We start from the raw sequence: 19172 nt of genomic DNA, 5'->3' as shown, positions 1-19172 counted from the left end.
CTTCCGCCGCCCCGGACCAAATCGCTGAATCCGATTGGAAATTGCTTGCGTATAAGTTTATGTGCGGCTGAGAGCGCTCATTGACATAAATCAATATTTCATCGATTATCCATGAGGCTCATTTTGTCCAGGACAAACTTAATACAGGTGTACTCATGAAAATTGCCGTCGTCGGAGCAGGAATTGCAGGATTGTCGTGTGCCTATCGCCTGGCGCAGGCGGGCCAGGACGTCACCTTGTATGAAGCGGGCGACTACTTTGGCGGCCACAGTCACACGGTCGATGTCACGCTCGATGGCGTCACGCATGGCGTCGACACGGGTTTTCTCGTGTTCAACCACGCCACCTATCCGCACCTGGTGCGGTTGTTTGAGGAACTCGGTGTCGAGGCGGCCGACAGCGACATGTCGTTTTCCGTGAAGATGCCTCTGGGTACTGCCCCCGATGCCCGCGTGCTGGAATGGGCGGGCGCCAATTTCGATACCGTATTCACCCAGCGCAGCAATCTGCTGCGCCCCGCCTTCCTGCGCATGCTGCGCGATATCCTGCGCTTCAACCGCCAGGCCAGCGCCCTGGCCACGGCCAGCGTGCCGGCGCCGGCCATGTCGCTGGGCGAATTCCTCGACCTGCACGGTTATGGCGAGGAATTCCGCCACTGGTATCTGCTGCCGATGGCCGCCTGCATCTGGTCGTGCCCGGCGCGTCAGATGCTGGCCTTTCCGCTGGCCACCTTCATCCGTTTTTGCCACAACCACGGCTTGCTGCAAGTGAGCGACCGGCCCCAGTGGCGCACGGTGCGGGGCGGTTCGCGCGTGTACGTGGAGAAACTGCTGGCAGGCATTCCGCAGCAGCGCCTGGCCTGTCCCGTGCTGGCCGTGCGCCGCCAGTCCCACGGCGGCGCGCGCATGATCGAGCTGCACACGGCCGCTGGCGTCGAGCACGCCGATCACGTGGTGCTCGCTTGCCACAGCGACCAGTCGCTGGCGCTGCTGGCGGACATCCGCGACGACGAGCGCTCCGTGCTCGAAGCCGTGCGCTACCAGCCGAACCGGGCCGTGCTGCACACGGATGCGTCCTGTCTGCCGCGGCGGCGCCGCGCCTGGTCGGCCTGGAATTACCAGGGCAGGCCGGCCGAAGAAGGGGAGGCGCCGCAAGTGTGCGTGCATTATTTGCTGAACCAGCTGCAGCCCTTGCCCTTTGCCACGCCCGTCATCGTTTCGCTCAATCCCCTCGATGAACCGGACCCGGCATCCATCCTCGACGAGTTTTCGTATGCCCACCCCGTGTTCGATGGCGCGGCCATTGCCGCCCAGGCGCGCCTGGCCGGTTTTCAGGGCGCGCAGCATACGTGGTTCGCGGGCGCCTGGACGGGCTATGGTTTCCACGAGGACGGCTTGAAGTCGGGCCTGGCCGTGGCGCAAGTGCTCAATGACATGGCGGCGGCGGAGCTTGGCCATGCCGCGTGATCCCACGCAGCCGGCCCGGCCGCAGCCCCAGCTGTGCCTGGGGCGGGTGCGCCATGCGCGCCTGCGCCCGCGCGCGCATGCCTTTGCTTACGGCATGTTTTATCTGCGCCTGCCCTTGCGCAGCATGGGGATGCAGGATTTCCCGGCACGCTGGATCTCGCGCAACGGCGCCAATGTGCTGTCCTTCCGCGACAGCGACCATGGCGATGGCGCGACGCCGCTGCTGGACTGGATCGATGGCTTGCTGCGCCAGCATGGCGTGCTGGACGCGGGCGGCGAAATCTGGCTGCAAACCATGCCGCGTCTGTTCGGCTATGTCTTCAATCCCGTCAGTTTCTGGTTTTGCCACCGTCCGGACGGCGCGCTGCGCGCCGTGGTCTGCGACGTGCGCAACACCTTCGGCGAGCGCCACCTGTATTTGCTCGAGCAAGGCGGGTCCATCGCCTATGGCAGCGAATTGCAGGCCAGCAAAATTTTCCATGTCTCGCCATTTTGCAAGGTGGAAGGGCATTACCGCTTCCGTTTCCTGCGCAACAGCGAACACGATGGTGAGCGCCACCTGGCCCGGGTCGATTACGACGACCTCGACGGGCCGATTCTGCAGACGAGCTTGTCCGGCACGGCGCAGCCGCTGCGCGATGGCGCCATCGCCTGGGCGCTGCTGCGCTACCCATTGATGACGTTTGGCGTGATGGCGCGCATCCATTGGCAAGCCTTGCGCCTGTGGCTGCGCCGCGTGCCGTTTTTCAGCAAACCCCACCCTCCACAAGAAAAGGTGTCCCGATGAGCTCCGATTCCCTGCCGACCGGCCTGCATGCGCGCAGCAGTTCCACCCATTTGCATGGGCATGTGCATCTGGACATGCCCGCCAGCGCGCGCATGATCGTGCGCCTGCTGCAAAAATTACAATATGGCGCCCTGCGTCTGCGCACGCCGGATGGCAGTATCCTGCTGTACGGCGATGGCAGCCACCCCGTCACCCTGGACTTGCACAACTGGCGCCTGTGTTCCGCCGTCCTGCGCTCGGGCGATATCGGCTTTGCGGAAACGTTTATCGCCGGCGACTGGCGCACGGACAATTTGCCGGGTTTGATCGAATTGATGATACGCAACCGCGCGCAGATCGAGTCCTTGATCTATGGCAACTGGTGGGGCAACCTGGTCTACAAGCTGCGGCATTTGCTCAACCGCAATTCGCGCGCCGGCAGCAAGAAGAATATCCACGCCCATTACGACATCGGCAACGCCTTCTATCAGCTGTGGCTGGACCCGTCGATGACGTATTCGAGCGCCCTGTTCAGCGAGGGCGCCAGCCTGGAACAGGCGCAAGGGGCGAAATACGCGCGCATCGCGGATCAGCTGCAGCTGCCGCCAGGCGCCAAGGTGCTGGAAATCGGCTGCGGCTGGGGCGGTTTCGCGGAAACGGCGGCGCGCGATTACGGCGCCCACGTGACGGGGCTGACCTTGTCGACCGAGCAGCTGGCGTATGCGCGCCAGCGCCTGCGGGACGCGGGGCTGGCGGCGCAGGCCGACTTGCAGCTGTGCGATTACCGCGACAGCGATGGCCAGTACGACGCCATCGCCTCGATCGAGATGTTCGAAGCCGTGGGGCAACGCTACTGGCCCGGCTATTTCGCCTGCGTGGCGCGCAACCTGAAGCCGGGCGGACGGGCCTGTATCCAGACCATTGTCATCGCCGACGAATTGTTCGAGCGCTACAGCAAGAGCACGGATTTCATTCAACAGTACATCTTCCCGGGCGGCATGCTGCCGTCGCCGGCCGAGTTCCGCCGCGCCGCCGAGGTGCAGGGCTTGCGCGTGGAAGACGCCTTCCGCTTTGGCCTCGATTACGCGGAAACCCTGCGCCAGTGGCGCGCCAGCTTCCTGGCCCAGCGCACGGCCCTGGAAAAACAGGGTTTCGATGGCCGTTTCCTGCTGACCTGGGAGTTTTACCTCGCGTATTGCGAGGCCGCCTTTCAGGCGCACAACACGGATGTGATGCAATTTACCCTGGTGAAGGACTGACCATGCGCCGCCTGCTTGCCACCGTTGTGCTGTCATTGACCATGTTGGGCGCCGCGGCCGCGCCGCCGGCCTTTGTCGCCGCCGACGTGCCCGAAGCCCGGCTGGCGGGGGAGGGCGAATACACGTGGTTCGGCATGCGTATTTATCGGGCGCAATTGTGGGTGGGCGCGAACGGTTATCAGGGCGCGGCGTCGGCAACGGCGCCTTTCGTGCTGGAATTGCGCTACGCGCGTTCGCTCGACGGCAAGAAGATCGCCGAGGCCAGCTATGAACAGATGCAGAAAATCGGCGCCGGCACGCCGGAGCAGCGCCTGGCGTGGCTGGGCAGCATGCAGCGCATCTTCCCGGATGTGAAGGAAGGCCAGCGCATCGCGGGCGCCTACCGGGCCGGCATCGCGCCCGGCGTGCGCTTTACCTCGACGGCAAGGTGCTGGCCGACGTGAGCGATGGCGATTTCGCGCGCGCCTTTTTTGCCATCTGGCTGGCGCCCGAATCGACGGCGCCCAAGCTGCGCGCGGCCTTGCTGCAGAGTGCGGCGCCGCTGCCATGAACGCCGGGGCCAGCGCGTTGAGCTTGCCTGCCCTGTTCAGTTATGGCCTGTTCGGCTTGCCGCTGGCCATGCTGGCGCTGCCCATCTATATCTATGTGGCGCCGTTCTATGCGCAGCGCAGCAGTCTAGACCTGGCGCAGATCGGCGCCGTGCTGCTGGCGGCCCGCATCGCCGCCGCCTTCATCGACCCTGCCCTCGGCGCCTGGATGGCGCGCGGCGGGCGCGCGTATGCCGTGTATGTCGGCGCCGCGCTGCCCTTGCTGCTGCTGGGCTTTGGCGCCCTGTTCCATCCGCCGTCCATGCAGGAGGCGGCCACCCTGGCCTGGTTCCTGGCAGCCTTGCTGCTCGTGTATGCCGCCTATGGCCTGGCCGGCATCGCGCACCAGAGCTGGGGCGCGGCGCTCACCCAGGCGCCCACGCAGCGGGCGCGCGTGGCGGCCGTGCGCGAAGGCTGCGGCTTGCTCGGCGTGGTCCTGGCGGCCGGGCTGACTTCCGTGCTTGGCTATGACGGCTTGTCGCTGGCCTTTGCCTTCTGCCTGCTGGCGGCGGGTGCGCTGCTGCTGGCGCGCGCGCCGCGTCCCGCGTTGCGCAGCGCCGGGGAAGCGGTTTCCGGCAATGGCTGGAAGCTGCCGTTTCGCCAGCGCGCGTTCCGCTGGCTGTTCTCTGTTTTGCTCGTCAATGGCGTGGCGGCCGCCATTCCCGCCACCCTGTTCCTGTTCTTTGCCGGCGACTACTTGCGCCTGGGCCATTACGCGGGGCCGTTCCTGATCGTCTATTTTTGCGCGGCGGCCGCCTCGATGCCCGTGTGGGTGGCGCTGGCGCGCCGCTTTGGCGAGGCGCGCGCCTGGGGCGGCGCCATGCTGCTGGCCGCGGCCGTGTTTGTCTGGGCATATGGCCTGGGCGCGGGCGCCGCCTGGGGCTTTGCCGCCATCTGCCTGCTGTCGGGCCTGGCGCTGGGCGCCGACCTGGCCTTGCCGCCGGCCCTGCTGGCAGGGTTGATCGGCGCGGCCGGTCATGCCGGGCGGCACGAGGCGGCGTATTTCGGCTGGTGGAACTGGGGCGTGCAAATGAGCCTGGCGCTGGCGGCCGGCATCGCCTTGCCCCTGCTGGGCTGGCTCGGCTATGTGCCGGGCGGCAGCAAAGGCTTGCCGGCCTTGTCTGCCGCGTACGCCTTGCTGCCTTGCGCCTTGAAACTGCTGGCGGCGCTGCTGCTGTGGCGGACGCCCTTGCAACATATATAGCGAACATCGGGAGAACCACGCATGCGCCTCATGACATTGTATGCACGCGGCATGGCGGCCGCCTTGCTGCTGGCGCTGGCCGCCTGCTCCACGCCGCCCACGCCTGCCACGTACGCGCAGGAAACACCCAAGCTGGATCTGCAGCAGTACTTCAACGGCACGCTGGACGCGCATGGCATCTTCCAGGACCGCTCCGGCAAGGTCGTGAAACGCTTCACCGTGGTGATGCGGGCCAGCTGGGCGGGCGAGATCGGCACCCTGGACGAGGATTTCACGTATGCGGATGGTAGCCGGCAACGGCGCGTGTGGACCTTGCGCAAGACGGCGCCCGGACGCTTTATCGGCACGGCGCCCGACGTGATCGGGGAAGCCGTCGGCGAAGTGGCCGGCAATGCGCTGCGCTGGCAATACGTGCTGGCGTTGCCCGTCGATGGCACGGTCTACCACGTCGACTTCGAGGACTGGATGTTCCTGATGGATGACAAGGTCATGCTCAACCGCGCCGCCATGAGCAAGTTCGGCTTCAGCCTGGGCGCCGTCACTTTATCGTTCAGCAAGCGTCCACAGGCGGCCCCATGAATCGCAAGATCACCAGCTGGGCCGGCAAGCGCGTGTGGATCATCGGCGCGTCGAGCGGCATCGGCGCCGCCTGTGCCACCTTGCTGCTGCAGCAGGGCGCCTGCGTGGCCCTGTCGGCCCGCCACCGCGCCAGCCTGGAGCAACTGTGCGAGGGACAGCCGCTGGCGCAGGCCTTGCCGCTCGATATCACCCAGCATGCGCAAGTGCGGGCCGTCTGCGTGGCATTGCAGCAGCAGTGGACGCATATCGACCTGATCCTGGTCGTGGCGGGCGGCTATCAGGCCATGCGCGCCGACAGTTTCGACCTGGAAGCGGCGCAGGGCTTGCTGGCCCTGAACGTGGGCGGCGTCTTCAATTGCCTGGAGCAGGCCCTGCCGTGGCTGTTGCGCCAGGGCAGCGGCGGCATCGGCATCGTCGGCTCGGTGGCCGGCTATGGCGGCTTGCCCAAGGCGCTCGCGTATGGCGCCAGCAAGGCGGCGCTGATCAATCTGACGGAATCGCTGTATCTGGATTTGCATGGGTGGGGGATTGACGTGTATCAAATCAACCCTGGTTTTGTCGCCACGCCGCTGACGGCGGGCAACGATTTCACCATGCCTGCGCTGATGACGGCGCAGGACGCGGCCGCCGCCATGCTCGACGGCATCGAACGGGGCCAGTTCCACATCCATTTCCCCAAACGCTTCACGAATACCATGCGCCTGGCGCGGCTGTTGCCGTACCGCGCCTATTTTTGGCTGATCCGCAAGGTGACGGGCCTATGAACGCAACCATGGACGGCCCGCTGGCGCGCCTGGTGGCGTTTTACGAGCACCTGAGCCTGGAAAGCCTGGCCCAGCTGGGCGCCGTGTACGCGCCGGACGCCCGCTTCAAGGACCCGTTCAACGAAGTGGTGGGCCATGCCGCCATCCTGGCCATCTTCGAACACATGTTCGTGCAAGTCGATGCGCCCCGGTTTGTCGTGCTGGAAAGCCTGGGGCAGGGGGAGCAGGCGTTCCTGACATGGGAGTTTCATTTCCGCATGAAACGCCTGGTATCTGGCGAACAGTGCATTCGTGGCGCAACGCATGTGCGCTTCGATGCGCAGGGACGGGTGGTCGTACACCGCGATTATTGGGATGCGGCGGAAGAATTGTATGAAAAACTGCCGTTGCTGGGCCCTTTCATGCGCCTGCTCCGGCGCGCAAGCCGGAACTAGCATTTTTCTTGATGCTTTTAAGCAAAAAATGCGAAAAAGAAAAAGTAAATTGTGCGGAATGGGGCTGACGAAAACTTGATTTCAATCAAAGTGTCGTTTTTTGGACACAAATATGTCAAAATATTGAGAAGGCAACATTGTAAGAAATTGTTTCAACTGATGTGCAATTTGCAAGCAAGAGTCGTCCTCATCCGTTCAAATCGGCGCGCTGCGGCGTTGGCTGGAAAACATGGAAAACATTTCTATGTGAGCAATTTAAATTACCGGAAAGTCAGTAATTGTATTGTCACTTTGCCTATTTTCCTGACGCGCGCGCCGACGTCGAAAATGGCGCCTACGCCCCTGAATAATGCGGCAACGCACCAAAAGCGGGCGCATGAATTCCCGTTTTTGGGCGTTCGGCAGCAAACATTGGCGATGCCGTGTATGCTTCGTCCCGTTTATCCATTATCGCCTGACAAATTGTGCGCTTTGTCGCGTAAATATTCGAGGGAAAATGATGGGTAAAGCATGTTGACGTTTTAATCACTCGCCTGATACTGTTGCACTAATACAACGGGTGCCAGCATGCCATGCGCTATGATGGAATGGTCAATCAGGCCAATGCATTGGTTGGCAAGGGGCACTGGCTCTGTCGCGTAGTACGGTTGGCGATGGTCGGGATGCCTGAAAAAGCCCCCGGCCTGGTACCGGAAGTAACATGTTGGAACTTGATGGAATGTGAAACGGTCGTTATAGTGCCGCTTCCGGTGCCCTTTGAGCACCGAACCGGCGCACGAATGACGGTCGTTATGCAGCCTTCAAGCTTATCGGTGCAATAGCGTGCCGATACCGATATGAATGTTCCCCTGACCGGAACAGCAATGTGGCAGGTGGAGACCTTGCCCTCACTCATAAAAAGCGCTCTGTTAGAGCGCAGCTCGAGATGCATAGGCTGTATTACTTTTTGCTTCAAAAATTAAAGGAAATCGCAATGAAAAAAACTCTGATCACCCTGGCAGTTCTGGCAGCAGCCACTGGCGTAGCCCAAGCTCAATCGAGCGTTGTTATCTACGGTACCGTTGACGCTGGTTTCGTCAGCGAGCGCGGCGGTGTTAACGGCAACGTTAACAAACTGGACAGCGGCATTGCTTCGGCTTCCCGTATCGGCTTCAAAGGCACCGAAGATCTGGGCAGCGGCCTGTCGGCTCTGTTCGTTCTGGAATCGGGCTTCGGCGTTGACAACGGTCAACAAGACGTTGCAGGTACCTTGTTCAATCGTCAAGCTTACGTTGGTCTGAGCAGCAAAACGACCGGTACCCTGACCCTGGGTCGTCAATACACCCCTTGGTACAACACCCTGTCGAAAGTTGCTGATCCATTCGCAGCTGGCTACGCTGGTTCCGCTAAAAACTTGTTCCCAGCGAACACCCGCACCAGCAACACCGTGCTGTACACCTCGCCAAACTTCAACGGCTTTGACGCTGACGTGGCTTACACCTTCGGCGAAAACGCTGAGTCGAACAAAATCGGCCGCAAAATCGGCGCGTCGGCTGGCTACTCGAACGGTCCTCTGAACGCTCGTATCGCTTACAACAACACCAGCAACGACACCGCGCTGACCGAAACCGGCAGCGGCCGTAACTACCTGGCTGCAGCTAACTACGACTTCGCAGTTGCAAAAGCTTACGTCGCTTATGGCGTGAACAAAGGCAACAACAGCGCCATCCGCAACAACGGCAATGTGAACGCGTTTAACTACACTTCGGCTGGCTACAGCACCGACAGCAACAACATCCTGGTCGGCGCAACCGTACCTGTTGGCCCAGCTGGCACCGTAATGGCTTCGTTCATCCGCACGAACGACAAAACCAACGCCAATGCTGACGCTGATCAATGGGCACTGGGCTACTCGTACGCTCTGTCGAAGCGCACCAGCACCTACGCTTCGTACGCTAAAATCAAGAACAAAAACAACGCTGGCTACACCGTTGGTAACAACAGCAATGTTGGTACGGGCGACAAAGCCTTCAACGTTGGCGTTCGTCACTCGTTCTAATATTCGCGCAAGCGAAGCTTAGTACCGCTGCCGGCATCCCTTCGGGGATGCTGATAGGCAAGGAAACGCGTCTCCAGGCTAGTCCTGGCGGCGCGTTTTTGCATGGGCGGCGCCAGTTATAATGGCGCCGTTACTCAAGTAAAGGAATGCCATGTATCCATTCACCTCGCCGCGCCTGGCCGCCATGCTGGCCGCGCTGCTGCTCGCTGGCGCCACGGGCGCCGCTGTCGCTGCCGTCAAGGGCAAGAAGGCGGCCGGACTGGAGCGCTACGGCGTGGCCGTCTACTCCGACCTGTGCCTGCAGAAGGATAGCGGTGAAATCGGCGGCCAGCGCGTCACCCTGCACCGTTTTGCCGAAGCCGATTCCGTCATCTATGAATTCACGGCCGGCGCCCTGAGCTGGCCCATCGTGGCCAGCGACGTCAACCTGGACGCCGCCACGGGGGCCTTCGACTTCACCATCGCCGGCGCCGACAGCGAAGAGCGCACCATCGTCGGCAAGTTTTCCAAAGATGGCCAGACCCTGACCCTGGAAGGCGATTACTGCGGCGGCAACGTGCGCATGCCGATGAAACTGAGCCGCGTGCGCGATTTCGGCCGTCCGCTGAAAAACTGCACGCCATGCCCGCCGATGCCGGAAGCGCCGGCGCAGGCGCCAGCGCAGGACAGCGCCGAGGCGCCCGCCGCCTGACGCGGTTGTGACTTGCACATGAAAAAGGCCCGGTATCGACCGGGCCTTTGTTATTTCTCGCTAGGCAAGAGGCCTATTGGGCCGCCTGCGCCTTTTCCGCATTCGCACGGATGGTGGCGAGTGTCGCGTTCGGCGTGATCAGGTTGCCGTCATAGCGCAGCTCGATCAGGGCCGGCAAGTTGTGCGCCCTGGCGTGCGCCAGCGCCCGCTGCAGGGCAGGGGCGAACTCTTCCGTCGTATTCACCACTGCGCCATGCGCGCCGTATGCCTGCGCCAGCGCCGCGAAATCCGGGTTGTGCAGGGTCGTGCCCGACACGCGGCCCGGGTAGTCGCGCTCCTGGTGCATGCGGATGGTGCCGAACATCTGGTTATTGAAGATGATGATGACGACGCCCGCCTGGTATTGCACGGCCGTGGCCAGTTCCTGGCCATTCATCATGTATTCGCCATCACCGGCGAACGTGATCACGGTGCGCTCCGGATGCACGATCTTCGCCGCCACGCCCGACGGCACGCCGTAGCCCATGGCGCCATTCGTCGGCGCCAGTTGCGTGCGCATGCCGCCGTAGCGATAAAAACGGTGCGCCCACGAGGCGTAATTGCCGGCGCCGTTCGTCAGGATGGTGTCAGCGGGGGCCTGCGCCATGATCTCTTGCGTGACTTGCCACAGATCCAGCGGCGCCTGGCCATCCTGGAAGATGGGCGGGCGCTCCTGGTAGGCGGCCAGCTCGGCTTTGGCTTCGGCCGGCGTATGTTTCCATGCGGAAGCATCGACGGGGGCCATCGTGGCCAGCATGGCGCACACCTGCGGCATGCCGCTGTTGATCATCAGCTCGGCCTGGTAGACGCTGCCCAGTTCCTCGGCATCCGTATGGATGTGCACCAGGCGCTGGCGCGGCACGGGCGACTCGAACAGGGTGTAGCCGCCCGTCGTCATTTCGCCCAGGCGCGGGCCGATGGCGATGACCAGGTCGGCATTTTTCACGCGCGCGGCCAGTTTCGGGTTGATGCCGATGCCGACGTCGCCGATGTAGTTCGGGTGTGCATTGTCGAGCAAGTCCTGGAAGCGGAAGGCGCAGGCGACGGGCAGGTGATTGCTTTCCGCGAACTGCTGCAGGTCGGCGCATGCTTGCGGTGTCCAGGTGGTGCCCCCGAGCAAGACCAGCGGCTGCTTCGCCGTCGCCAGCATGGCGCGCAGCTGCTGCAGCTGGGCATCCGATGGCGCTGCCTGCACGGCTTGGTAGGCGCGCGTGTCGGCGACAGTCGCCATGGAAATGAGCATGTCTTCCGGCAATGCCAGCACGACGGGGCCGGGGCGCCCGCTGGTGGCGACCTGGAAGGCGCGCGCCAGGTATTCGGGGATGCGCTCGGCGCGGTCGATCTGCGCCACCCACTTGGCCATCTGGCCATACATGCGGCGGTAGTCGATTTCTGGAACGCTTCGCGGTCGATGAAATCATTGCCCACCTGGCCGATGAACAGGATCATCGGCGTGGAGTCCTGGTAGGCCGTGTGCACGCCGATCGAGGCGTTGGTGGCGCCCGGTCCCCGCGTGACGAAGCAGATGCCCGGCTTGCCCGTCAGCTTGCCGTAGGCTTCGGCCATGAAGGCGGCGCCGCCTTCCTGGCGGTTGATGATGAAGCGGATGCCCGAGTCGTGCAGGGCGTCGAGCACATCGAGGTAGCTTTCGCCAGGCACGCCAAAAGCGGTGTCGACACCGTGGATCTGCAGGGCATCGACCAGGATCTGGCCGCCGGTACGGGATTGTTGCGTCATGTTCGGCTCTTTATATTCTAGTGGGTGGCAAAGAAATGGGGCAAGCGGTGCGCATGCGCTTGCATGCAAGCAGCTTGCCCCATTCTATGTGAGCCGATTTGGCCCGGCTTTTGAAATGGCGACACCGAATTACACAATCCCTCGACGGCCACGCCGCGCTTTTGCAGAAACATGCTGCGGCGCGGTACAATGGCGGGTGAAGCAGGCCAGACAGTCGCTGGCCGGCGCAGCAATGCGCTGGCGGGAGGAAGGTCCGGACTCCATAGAGCGGGGTGACGGTTAACGGCCGTCCGCTGAAAGCCGCAAGGTATAAGGCGAGGAATAGGGCCACAGAGACGAGCGTATTAAGTTACGGTGAAACGCGGTAACCTCCACCTGGTGCAATTTCAAATAGGCACGCGATGATGCTGCTCGCGGAGCGTGCGGGTAGAAAGCTTGAGCGCCCGAGTAATCTGGCGCCTAGAGGAATGACTGTCATAGCGCCGACCTGCAAGGGAAGGCGCCGTAACAAAATCCGGCCTACCGGCCTGCTTCACTTGAATTCCTGCTCCCTGGCTCGCCAGGGAGCGTCTCGGCCGCAGCGGTTTTCACGCTGCACGCCGCGCCAAAAGCCCCCGCAACGGGGCTTTTTTTGTTTCTAAAAATATAGTGCTTGAGATAAAGTTGTATATACAACTAAAGATGGACAATTGGTTAAAGTTTCCGGTTTTCAATTAATTGCTGCATTGCAAAAATAGTTTTCCCGTATCAGGCCAGGCCCGGAAAACAGGGCCGGTACGCGCCATGGGCGATTATTTTTTGCTTTAAACCAAGTCTTTCGCTGCGGCTGGCTACCGTTGTGCCTGGATGACGAAAGTATTGTCATGTGTCAACTAACTGTAAAAAATTCAATTTTTCGATTTCGTTTTTTTCGATGTTTACGGTAGGAAAACACATGTGTGCAGATGAGGTAGCACATTCACTATCTTTCATAAGTATCTAATTTATCGATATATTTTTATTTGAGACTCCTTCAACGATATGCGCTAAGTCCTTAATTTCATTAATAAAATTCCTGTTTTGCCAATCGGAAACCGCTTGACCACTATCTTTGCTTCCTCTAAAGTGGGCAACTGTGTGAAAAAGTGTGTTTTTGTGGGAAATTTTCCCTTTTCATCGCGATGCGCAAGCGTCGCAACCCAAGCTCAAAAAGGTCTTCCGTGTTTCAAGGCGCGTCCGCAATCAATCTCGATGCCAAAGGCAGGATGTCTATCCCTGCCAAGCACCGTGACGCGCTGGCGATCCAATGCGAAGGCCGTTTGACCCTGACCAAACACCCCGATGGCTGCCTGCTGTTTTTCCCCCGTCCCGTGTGGGAAAGCCACCGCCAGCAAATCGCCGCCTGGCCCATGTCGGCGCGCGCCTGGCAGCGCATCTTCCTCGGCAACGCCGTCGACGTCGAGCTGGACTCGGCGGGCCGCGTGCTGATCTCGCCCGAATTGCGCAACGCCGTCGGACTGGCGCGCGAAGTCATGATGATCGGCATGGGCAGCCACTTTGAAATATGGGATGCCGCCAAGTTGGCCGACAAAGAACAGCAGGCGATCGATGCCGGCACCCCCGATGTACTTTCCAATTTTTCTTTCTAAGGCTCCGTAATGACACAACTCACGGTGCCGGAATTTCAGCATCGCACGGTGCTGCTCGATGAGGCGGTCGATGCGCTCGACCTGACGGGCGACCGCGCGCACGGCATTTACGTCGACGGCACGTTTGGCCGCGGCGGGCATAGCCGCCTGATCCTGTCGCGCCTGGCCGATGACGCGCGCCTGATCGGCTTCGACAAGGACTTGCAAGCCATCGCCACGGCCGAACAGATCGGCGACCCCCGTTTTGAAATCGTCCATGACAGCTTTGCCACCATGACGGCCAGTCTGGCCGAACGCGGCGTGCGGCAGGTGGACGGCATCCTGCTCGACCTGGGCATCTCGTCGCCGCAGGTCGACGACGCGGCGCGCGGTTTCAGCTTCCGTAACGACGGACCGCTGGACATGCGCATGGATACCACGCGCGGCATTTCCGCGGCCGAGTGGCTGGCGGTGGAAACCGAGCAGAATTTAGAGAAAGTGATACGCGATTATGGGGAAGAACGGTTTGCTTTTCAGATTGCAAAGGCGATTGTTGCTGGCCGGGCAGTCCAGCCAATTTCAAGCACACGACAGCTTGCCGGCATCGTGGCAGGCGCCGTCAAGACCCGCGAGAAGGGTAAGGACCCCGCTACCCGCACCTTTCAGGCAATCCGCATTTTCATTAACAAAGAGCTCGAGGATCTCGAGATCGGTCTGAACCAGGCATATGCCTGCCTGGCGCCCGGCGCGCGCATGGCCGTGATCAGTTTTCATTCGCTGGAAGACCGCATGGTCAAGCGCTTCTTCGCCTCGAAGGCGAACGTGGAGCAGCCTGACCGCCGCCTGCCGATCCGCGCGGTGGACTTGCCGCAGCCGGAAATGAAGCTGATTTCGAAGATGAAGCCGTCCGACGCCGAGGTCGAGGGCAATCCCCGTTCGCGTTCGGCCGTGATGCGCGTGGCGCAGCGCCTGCCGCTGGCCGCCCCTGCAAACGGCGGCGCCCGATGACTGGCAAGCTGTGTGTCCTGCTGTCGGCCCTGCTGGTGTGCTGCGGGCTGTCGCTGGTGAACGCGCAGTACCAGTCGCGCCACCTGCTGATCGACCTGGAACGCGCGCAAGCGCTGTCGCGCCAGCTCGACATCGACTGGGCGCAACTGCAGCTGGACCAGTCCACTTTGGGCAAGCATGAACGCATCGAATCGATCGCGCGGCGCGACCTGAGCATGACGCCGCTGACGGCGGCGCGTACGCAATACCTGACGGAGGGCGAATAATGAAGTTGGGCGGCAATAGCAACGGCCGGGTGGCGGCATCGAAAGGCGTGCCATTCTCGAAGAACCCCGTACTGGCGGTGCGTCTGCCCGTCTGGCGTTCGCGCGTCGTGCTGTTCCTGCTGTTCTTCGCTTTCGCCGGCCTGGGCGCACGCGCCCTGTGGCTGCAGGGCGTGTCGACGCAGTTTCTGCAAAAGCAGGGCAAGGCGCGCTATGAACGCACGCTGGAATTGCCCGCCACGCGCGGCAAGATCACCGACCGTAACGGCCAGGTGCTCGCTTCGTCCGTCCCCGTGAAAGCCATCTGGGCCATTCCCGACGACGTGCTGCAGGCGTCTCCCGAGAAAATCAATGCGCTGGCCGGCCTGCTGGAAATGAACGTCAACGAATTGCGCAAGAAGCTCGATTCGGACCGCAGCTTCGTTTACCTGAAACGCCAGGTCGAGATGGACGTGGCCGACAAGATTTCCAAGCTGGGCATCGACGGCATCGACGAGCGCAAGGAGTACAAGCGCTTCTACCCACAGGGTGAAGTGATGACCCACGTGGTGGGCTTTACCAACGTGGAAGACGTGGGCCAGGAAAGCATGGAGCTGGCGCAGCAGAAAACCCTCGTCGGCACCACCGGCAGCCGCCGCGTGATCAAGGACCGCCTGGGCCACATCGTCGAAGACATCGGCTTCATCCACGAACCGCATGACGGCAAGGACCTGACCCTGTCCGTCGACAGCAAGATCCAGTACATCGCCTTCACGCAGCTGAAGGAAGCGGTGGAGAAATTCAATGCCAAGGCCGGCGGCGCCGTGGTGCTCGACGTGCACACGGGCGAAGTGCTGGCCCTGGCCAATTACCCCAGCTACGACCCGAACGACCGCCGCAAGCTCACCGGCCAGCAGCTGCGCAACCGCGTCATGACCGATACCTTCGAACCCGGTTCGACCCTGAAACCGATCACGGTCTCGCTGGCGCTCGACACGGGCCGCGTCAAGCCGACCACCTTGATCGACACGGGCCCGGGCCGCTACACCATCGCCGACCGCACGATCACCGACACCAAGCCGCACGGCGTGATCAATGTCTCCGAAATCATCGAGATGTCGTCGAACATCGGCACCTCGAAGATCGCGCTGGGCATGCCGTCGCAGGAAATGTGGGAAATGTTTACCAAGGTGGGCTTTGGCCAGCAGCCGAAATGGGGCTTCCCCGGCGCCGTGGCCGGCCGCGTGCGTCCGTATAAATCGTGGCGCCCGGTGGAGCAGGCGACCATGAGCTACGGTAACGGCATTTCCGTGTCGCTGATCCAGCTGGCGCGCTCTTATATGATGTTCGCGCGCGACGGCGACACGATTCCCCTGTCGTTCCAGAAGGTCAATGAACTGCCCGTGGGCCAGCAGGTGATCAAGCCGAAGACGGCCGCCGAAATGCGCGCCATGCTCGAACTGGTGGTCTCCGGCGCGCACGGCTCGGCCAAGCGCGCCCAGGTCGCCGGCTACCGCGTGGGCGGCAAGACGGGTACCGCCTATAAGGTGGAAAACGGCCGCTACGCGATGCCGCGCAAATACATCGGCTCTTTCGTGGGCATGGTGCCGATGTCGGCGCCGCGCTTCATCATTGCGGTGATGATCGATGAACCGACCGGCCCGGCCCACTACGGCGGCCAGGTCGCCGCTCCCGCTTTCGCGGCGATTGCGACCAACGCGCTGCGCGCGATGAACGTACCGCCAGATTCCTCCGTTACCGAAATCGTGGTCCCGGCCAATGCCGGCCCGGAGGCCATGTGAAGTCACTCATGACCATACAAGACATCAGTTTGTGGATCAAAGCGGCTGCCCCGTCCGGGCAGCTGACGTCCGATTCGCGCCGCGTGCAGCGCGGCGACGTGTTTTTCGCCTATGCGGGCGCCACCGATTTCATCGCCGCCGCCATCGGGCAGGGCGCCGCCGCCATCGTGCATGACGCCGTGGAATGGAACGCCGCATGGAGCGTGCCGCACCTGCTGGTCAGCGACCTGAAACGCCTGGCCGGCCCCGTGGCGCATGCTTTCTACGACATGCCCGATCGCGCCATGTTCAGCGCCGGCGTGACGGGCACGAATGGCAAGACATCGTGCGCGCTCTGGCTGGCGCAAGCCCTGGCGCGCCTGGGCGAGCCATCGTCCGTCATCGGGACTCTGGGCGTGGGCCTGTGCAAGCCGCGCGGCGCCATCGAATTCGACGTCACCGGCTACACCACGCCGGACGCCGTGCTGCTGGCGCGCAAACTGGCCGCCATGCGCGATGCTGGCGCCAAGGCCGTCGCCATCGAAGTGTCGTCGATCGGCCTGGACCAGGAACGCGCGGCCGGCATGCACTTCGACGTCGCCATGTTTACCAATCTGACGCGCGACCATCTCGACTACCATGGCGACATGGCGGCCTACGAGGCGGCCAAGGTCAAGCTGTTCGACTGGCCCGGCCTGAAAACGGCTGTCATCAACCTGGACGACCCGATGGGCCTGCGTCTGGCGGCGCACGTGGACGGCAAGCTGGCCGGCGAATATCCCGTCATCGGCTATACCCTGCAGGATGCTGCCGCCTTGCCCGACCTGCCTGGCGTGCTGATGCTGCGCGCCAGCCAGTTCCGCAGCCGTAATGCCGGCACCGACTTCCACCTGGAATGCGCGCTGGGCGTGGCGCTGGTCAAGACGCAGCTGGTGGGCCACTTCAACATCAGCAACGCGCTGGCCGTGCTGGGCGCCTTGCTGGCGCACGGCACCGGCCTGCGCGCCGCCATCGACGGCATCGAATCCTTGCAGCCGGCCCCGGGCCGCATGCAGCAGGTGGGCGGCCAGGAAGCGCCGATGGTCGTCATCGATTACGCGCATACGCCGGACGCGCTGGAAAAGACCCTGGCCGCCCTGCGCCAGGTGGCGCAGGAGCGGGGTGGCCAGCTGTGGTGCGTGTTCGGCTGCGGCGGTGACCGCGATCCGGGCAAGCGCCCGCAGATGGGTGCCATCGCGCAGCTGGCCGATCACGTGCTCGTCACCAGCGACAATCCGCGCAGCGAAGATCCGCACGCCATCATCGCGCAGATCGTCGCCGGCATGCGCGCAGACGGTCCGCAGCCGCAGGCCATTGAAGACCGCGCCGCCGCCATCCTGTCGGCCATCAAGCACGCCGCCAAGCCGGACGTGATCCTGTTGGCGGGCAAGGGCCATGAGCCGTACCAGGAAATCAAGGGCAAGAAAATGCCGTTCTCCGACGCCGACCATGCGCAGCTGGCCCTGTCCGCGCGCCTGACCATGATGAGGACGAACTGATGCGCGGCACCCTGACAGAACTGATGCCGTCGCTGGGCGGCGCGCAGCTGATTGGCGACGCCGTTTTTGACGGTGTCTCCACCGACAGCCGCAGCGCCCAGGCCGGTTCGCTGTTCGTCGCCCTGCGCGGCGAGAGTTTCGACGCCCATGACTTCCTCGAGCAGGTGGCCGCCAGCGGCGTCGCCGCCGTGGTGGTCGAGCGCTTGCCCGAAGGCTGGGACAGCGGCAAGGTAGCGGCCATCGTGGTGCCCGATACCCTGGCCGCGCTGGGCCGCATCGCCAACCACTGGCGCGGCCGTTTCAATATGCCCGTCATCGGTGTTACCGGCAGCAATGGCAAGACCACCGTCAAGGAGATGATTTCATCGATCCTGACGGCGGCCTTCGGCGAAGAAGCGCGCCTGGCCACGCGCGGTAACCTGAATAATGAAATTGGCGTGCCATTGACCCTGTTCCGTCTGAGCGAGCAGCACAAGGCGGCCGTCATCGAGATGGGCATGAACCATCCTGGCGAAATTGCGCGCCTGGCCGCGATTGCCGCGCCGACCCTGGCGATGGTCAACAACGCGCAGCGCGAGCACCAGGAATTCATGCATACGGTCGAAGCGGTGGCGCGCGAAAACGGCGCCGCGCTGGCGGCATTGGCCGACGACGGCGTGGCAGTCTTCCCGTATGGCGATGAATTCACACCCCTGTGGCAGGAGCTGGCCGGCGCGCGCGCCGTTATCACCTTCGGGCTGTCAAAAGAGGCGGACGTCAGCTGCACGCACCGCGCCGCCGAGGATTTTGGCAGCGACATGTTCGTCAGCGTGCGCGCGCAGGACGGCGCCTTGCGCCAGTTTTTCGTCGGCCTGCAGGCGGCGGGCGAACACAATGTGCGCAATGCGCTGGCTGCGGCGGCATGCGCCGTGGGCGCCGGCATCGCCATCGAACATATCAAGCAGGGCCTGGAGGCGTTCGCGCCCGTGAACGGCCGCCTGCAGAAAAAACGTGCCGCCAACGGCGCCACCATCATCGACGACACGTATAACGCCAATCCGGATTCGGCGCGCGCGGCCATCGATGTACTGGCGCAGGCCGCGGCACCACGCATCCTGGTGCTGGGCGAGATGGGCGAAGTCGGCACGCAGGGGCAGCAGTTCCACGAAGAGATCGGCGCCTACGCCGCCGCCAAAGGCATCGAACACGTGCTGGCGACGGGCGGCCTGGCGCGCCATCTGGTGAGTGCGGCGCAGGCAGCCGCCAGCCAGGAATCGGGCACGGTCGTGGAGTATTTCGAACAGTTCGACGGTTTGCTGGCGGCGCTCGATGCGCATTTGTCCGGCCGTTCGGATGCAACAGTATTAATCAAGGGCTCCCGCTTCATGAAGATGGAACGGGCCGTGCAGCATTTGATTGGTTCAAACAACAATAACAAGGAAGCTCACTAATC

General features: G+C 62.8%; 17 protein-coding genes, 1 other RNA gene and 1 pseudogene. 18 read left to right on the top strand and 1 reads right to left on the bottom strand.

All coding sequences use genetic code 11. From position 1 onward, the window contains the following. The first annotated feature begins 155 nt into the window (after positions 1-155). The 11 genes from ACRHIG_RS29780 to ACRHIG_RS29730 all read left to right on the top strand — a co-directional run bounded on the left by ACRHIG_RS29780 (position 156) and on the right by ACRHIG_RS29730 (position 9788). The gene (locus ACRHIG_RS29780; RefSeq protein WP_489628840.1) at positions 156-1466 is read left to right on the top strand and encodes an NAD(P)/FAD-dependent oxidoreductase; all 1311 of its coding nucleotides are present in this window, start codon (positions 156-158) and stop codon (positions 1464-1466) included. Beyond that, the gene (locus ACRHIG_RS29775; RefSeq protein WP_489628839.1) at positions 1456-2253 is read left to right on the top strand and encodes a DUF1365 domain-containing protein; all 798 of its coding nucleotides are present in this window, start codon (positions 1456-1458) and stop codon (positions 2251-2253) included. Before ACRHIG_RS29780 ends, ACRHIG_RS29775 begins: the two co-directional genes overlap by 11 nt. Then, positions 2250-3491, top strand: a complete 1242-nt coding sequence (locus ACRHIG_RS29770) for a class I SAM-dependent methyltransferase (RefSeq protein ID WP_489628838.1) — start codon at positions 2250-2252, stop codon at positions 3489-3491. Before ACRHIG_RS29775 ends, ACRHIG_RS29770 begins: the two co-directional genes overlap by 4 nt. A 2-nt stretch (positions 3492-3493) precedes the next feature. Next, positions 3494-3934 (top strand): chalcone isomerase family protein, encoded by a 441-nt coding sequence (locus ACRHIG_RS29765; RefSeq protein ID WP_489628837.1) that lies wholly within the window; start codon positions 3494-3496, stop codon positions 3932-3934. Continuing rightward, on the top strand, positions 3919-4041 hold the full coding sequence (locus tag ACRHIG_RS29760) for a hypothetical protein (RefSeq protein WP_489628836.1): 123 nt from the start codon (positions 3919-3921) through the stop codon (positions 4039-4041). The genes ACRHIG_RS29765 and ACRHIG_RS29760 overlap by 16 nt, the downstream gene beginning before the upstream one ends. Continuing rightward, a complete protein-coding gene (locus ACRHIG_RS29755) occupies positions 4038-5282 on the top strand; it encodes an MFS transporter (RefSeq protein ID WP_489628835.1) in 1245 nt (414 codons plus the stop codon). Before ACRHIG_RS29760 ends, ACRHIG_RS29755 begins: the two co-directional genes overlap by 4 nt. A gap of 21 nt (positions 5283-5303) precedes the next feature. Then, positions 5304-5861: a DUF3833 domain-containing protein gene (locus ACRHIG_RS29750; protein ID WP_475413882.1), complete on the top strand. Its 558-nt coding sequence runs from the start codon at positions 5304-5306 to the stop codon at positions 5859-5861. Continuing rightward, a complete protein-coding gene (locus ACRHIG_RS29745; protein WP_489628834.1) occupies positions 5858-6625 on the top strand; it encodes an SDR family NAD(P)-dependent oxidoreductase in 768 nt (255 codons plus the stop codon). The genes ACRHIG_RS29750 and ACRHIG_RS29745 overlap by 4 nt, the downstream gene beginning before the upstream one ends. After that, positions 6622-7059: a nuclear transport factor 2 family protein gene (locus tag ACRHIG_RS29740; RefSeq protein WP_489628833.1), complete on the top strand. Its 438-nt coding sequence runs from the start codon at positions 6622-6624 to the stop codon at positions 7057-7059. Before ACRHIG_RS29745 ends, ACRHIG_RS29740 begins: the two co-directional genes overlap by 4 nt. A gap of 973 nt (positions 7060-8032) precedes the next feature. Beyond that, a complete protein-coding gene (locus ACRHIG_RS29735) occupies positions 8033-9097 on the top strand; it encodes a porin (protein WP_475413885.1) in 1065 nt (354 codons plus the stop codon). 151 nt (positions 9098-9248) lie between these two features. Continuing rightward, a complete protein-coding gene (locus ACRHIG_RS29730; protein WP_475413886.1) occupies positions 9249-9788 on the top strand; it encodes a hypothetical protein in 540 nt (179 codons plus the stop codon). A gap of 73 nt (positions 9789-9861) precedes the next feature. On the opposite strand, the pseudogene ACRHIG_RS29725 reads toward ACRHIG_RS29730, so the two are convergent. Next, a pseudogene (locus ACRHIG_RS29725) lies at positions 9862-11564 on the bottom strand (thiamine pyrophosphate-binding protein). Positions 11565-11762: 198 nt separating this feature from the next. On the opposite strand from ACRHIG_RS29725, the gene rnpB reads away from it, so the two are divergent. From rnpB to ACRHIG_RS29690, 7 genes are all read left to right on the top strand, one after another. After that, positions 11763-12102: RNase P RNA component class A (gene rnpB, locus ACRHIG_RS29720), an RNA gene on the top strand. 661 nt (positions 12103-12763) lie between these two features. Further along, a complete protein-coding gene (mraZ, locus tag ACRHIG_RS29715) occupies positions 12764-13192 on the top strand; it encodes a division/cell wall cluster transcriptional repressor MraZ (protein ID WP_034748899.1) in 429 nt (142 codons plus the stop codon). Positions 13193-13201: 9 nt separating this feature from the next. Then, entirely contained in the window at positions 13202-14179 is a 978-nt protein-coding gene (gene rsmH / locus ACRHIG_RS29710; protein WP_489628832.1) for a 16S rRNA (cytosine(1402)-N(4))-methyltransferase RsmH, read from the top strand. Further along, a complete protein-coding gene (gene ftsL, locus ACRHIG_RS29705; RefSeq protein WP_326458273.1) occupies positions 14176-14445 on the top strand; it encodes a cell division protein FtsL in 270 nt (89 codons plus the stop codon). The genes rsmH and ftsL overlap by 4 nt, the downstream gene beginning before the upstream one ends. Continuing rightward, entirely contained in the window at positions 14445-16223 is a 1779-nt protein-coding gene (locus ACRHIG_RS29700; RefSeq protein WP_152254313.1) for a peptidoglycan D,D-transpeptidase FtsI family protein, read from the top strand. Before ftsL ends, ACRHIG_RS29700 begins: the two co-directional genes overlap by 1 nt. Before the next feature lie 8 nt (positions 16224-16231). After that, positions 16232-17740 (top strand): UDP-N-acetylmuramoyl-L-alanyl-D-glutamate--2,6-diaminopimelate ligase, encoded by a 1509-nt coding sequence (locus tag ACRHIG_RS29695; protein ID WP_489628831.1) that lies wholly within the window; start codon positions 16232-16234, stop codon positions 17738-17740. Further along, complete coding sequence (locus ACRHIG_RS29690; RefSeq protein ID WP_489628830.1) at positions 17740-19170, top strand: UDP-N-acetylmuramoyl-tripeptide--D-alanyl-D-alanine ligase; 1431 nt, start codon at positions 17740-17742, stop codon at positions 19168-19170. The genes ACRHIG_RS29695 and ACRHIG_RS29690 overlap by 1 nt, the downstream gene beginning before the upstream one ends. Positions 19171-19172: the final 2 nt, after the last annotated feature.

Source organism: Janthinobacterium sp. C22, assembly GCF_057919405.1.
The sequence above is the reverse complement of the archived record's forward strand: the minus strand, read 5'-3'. Positions and strand labels throughout refer to the sequence as shown.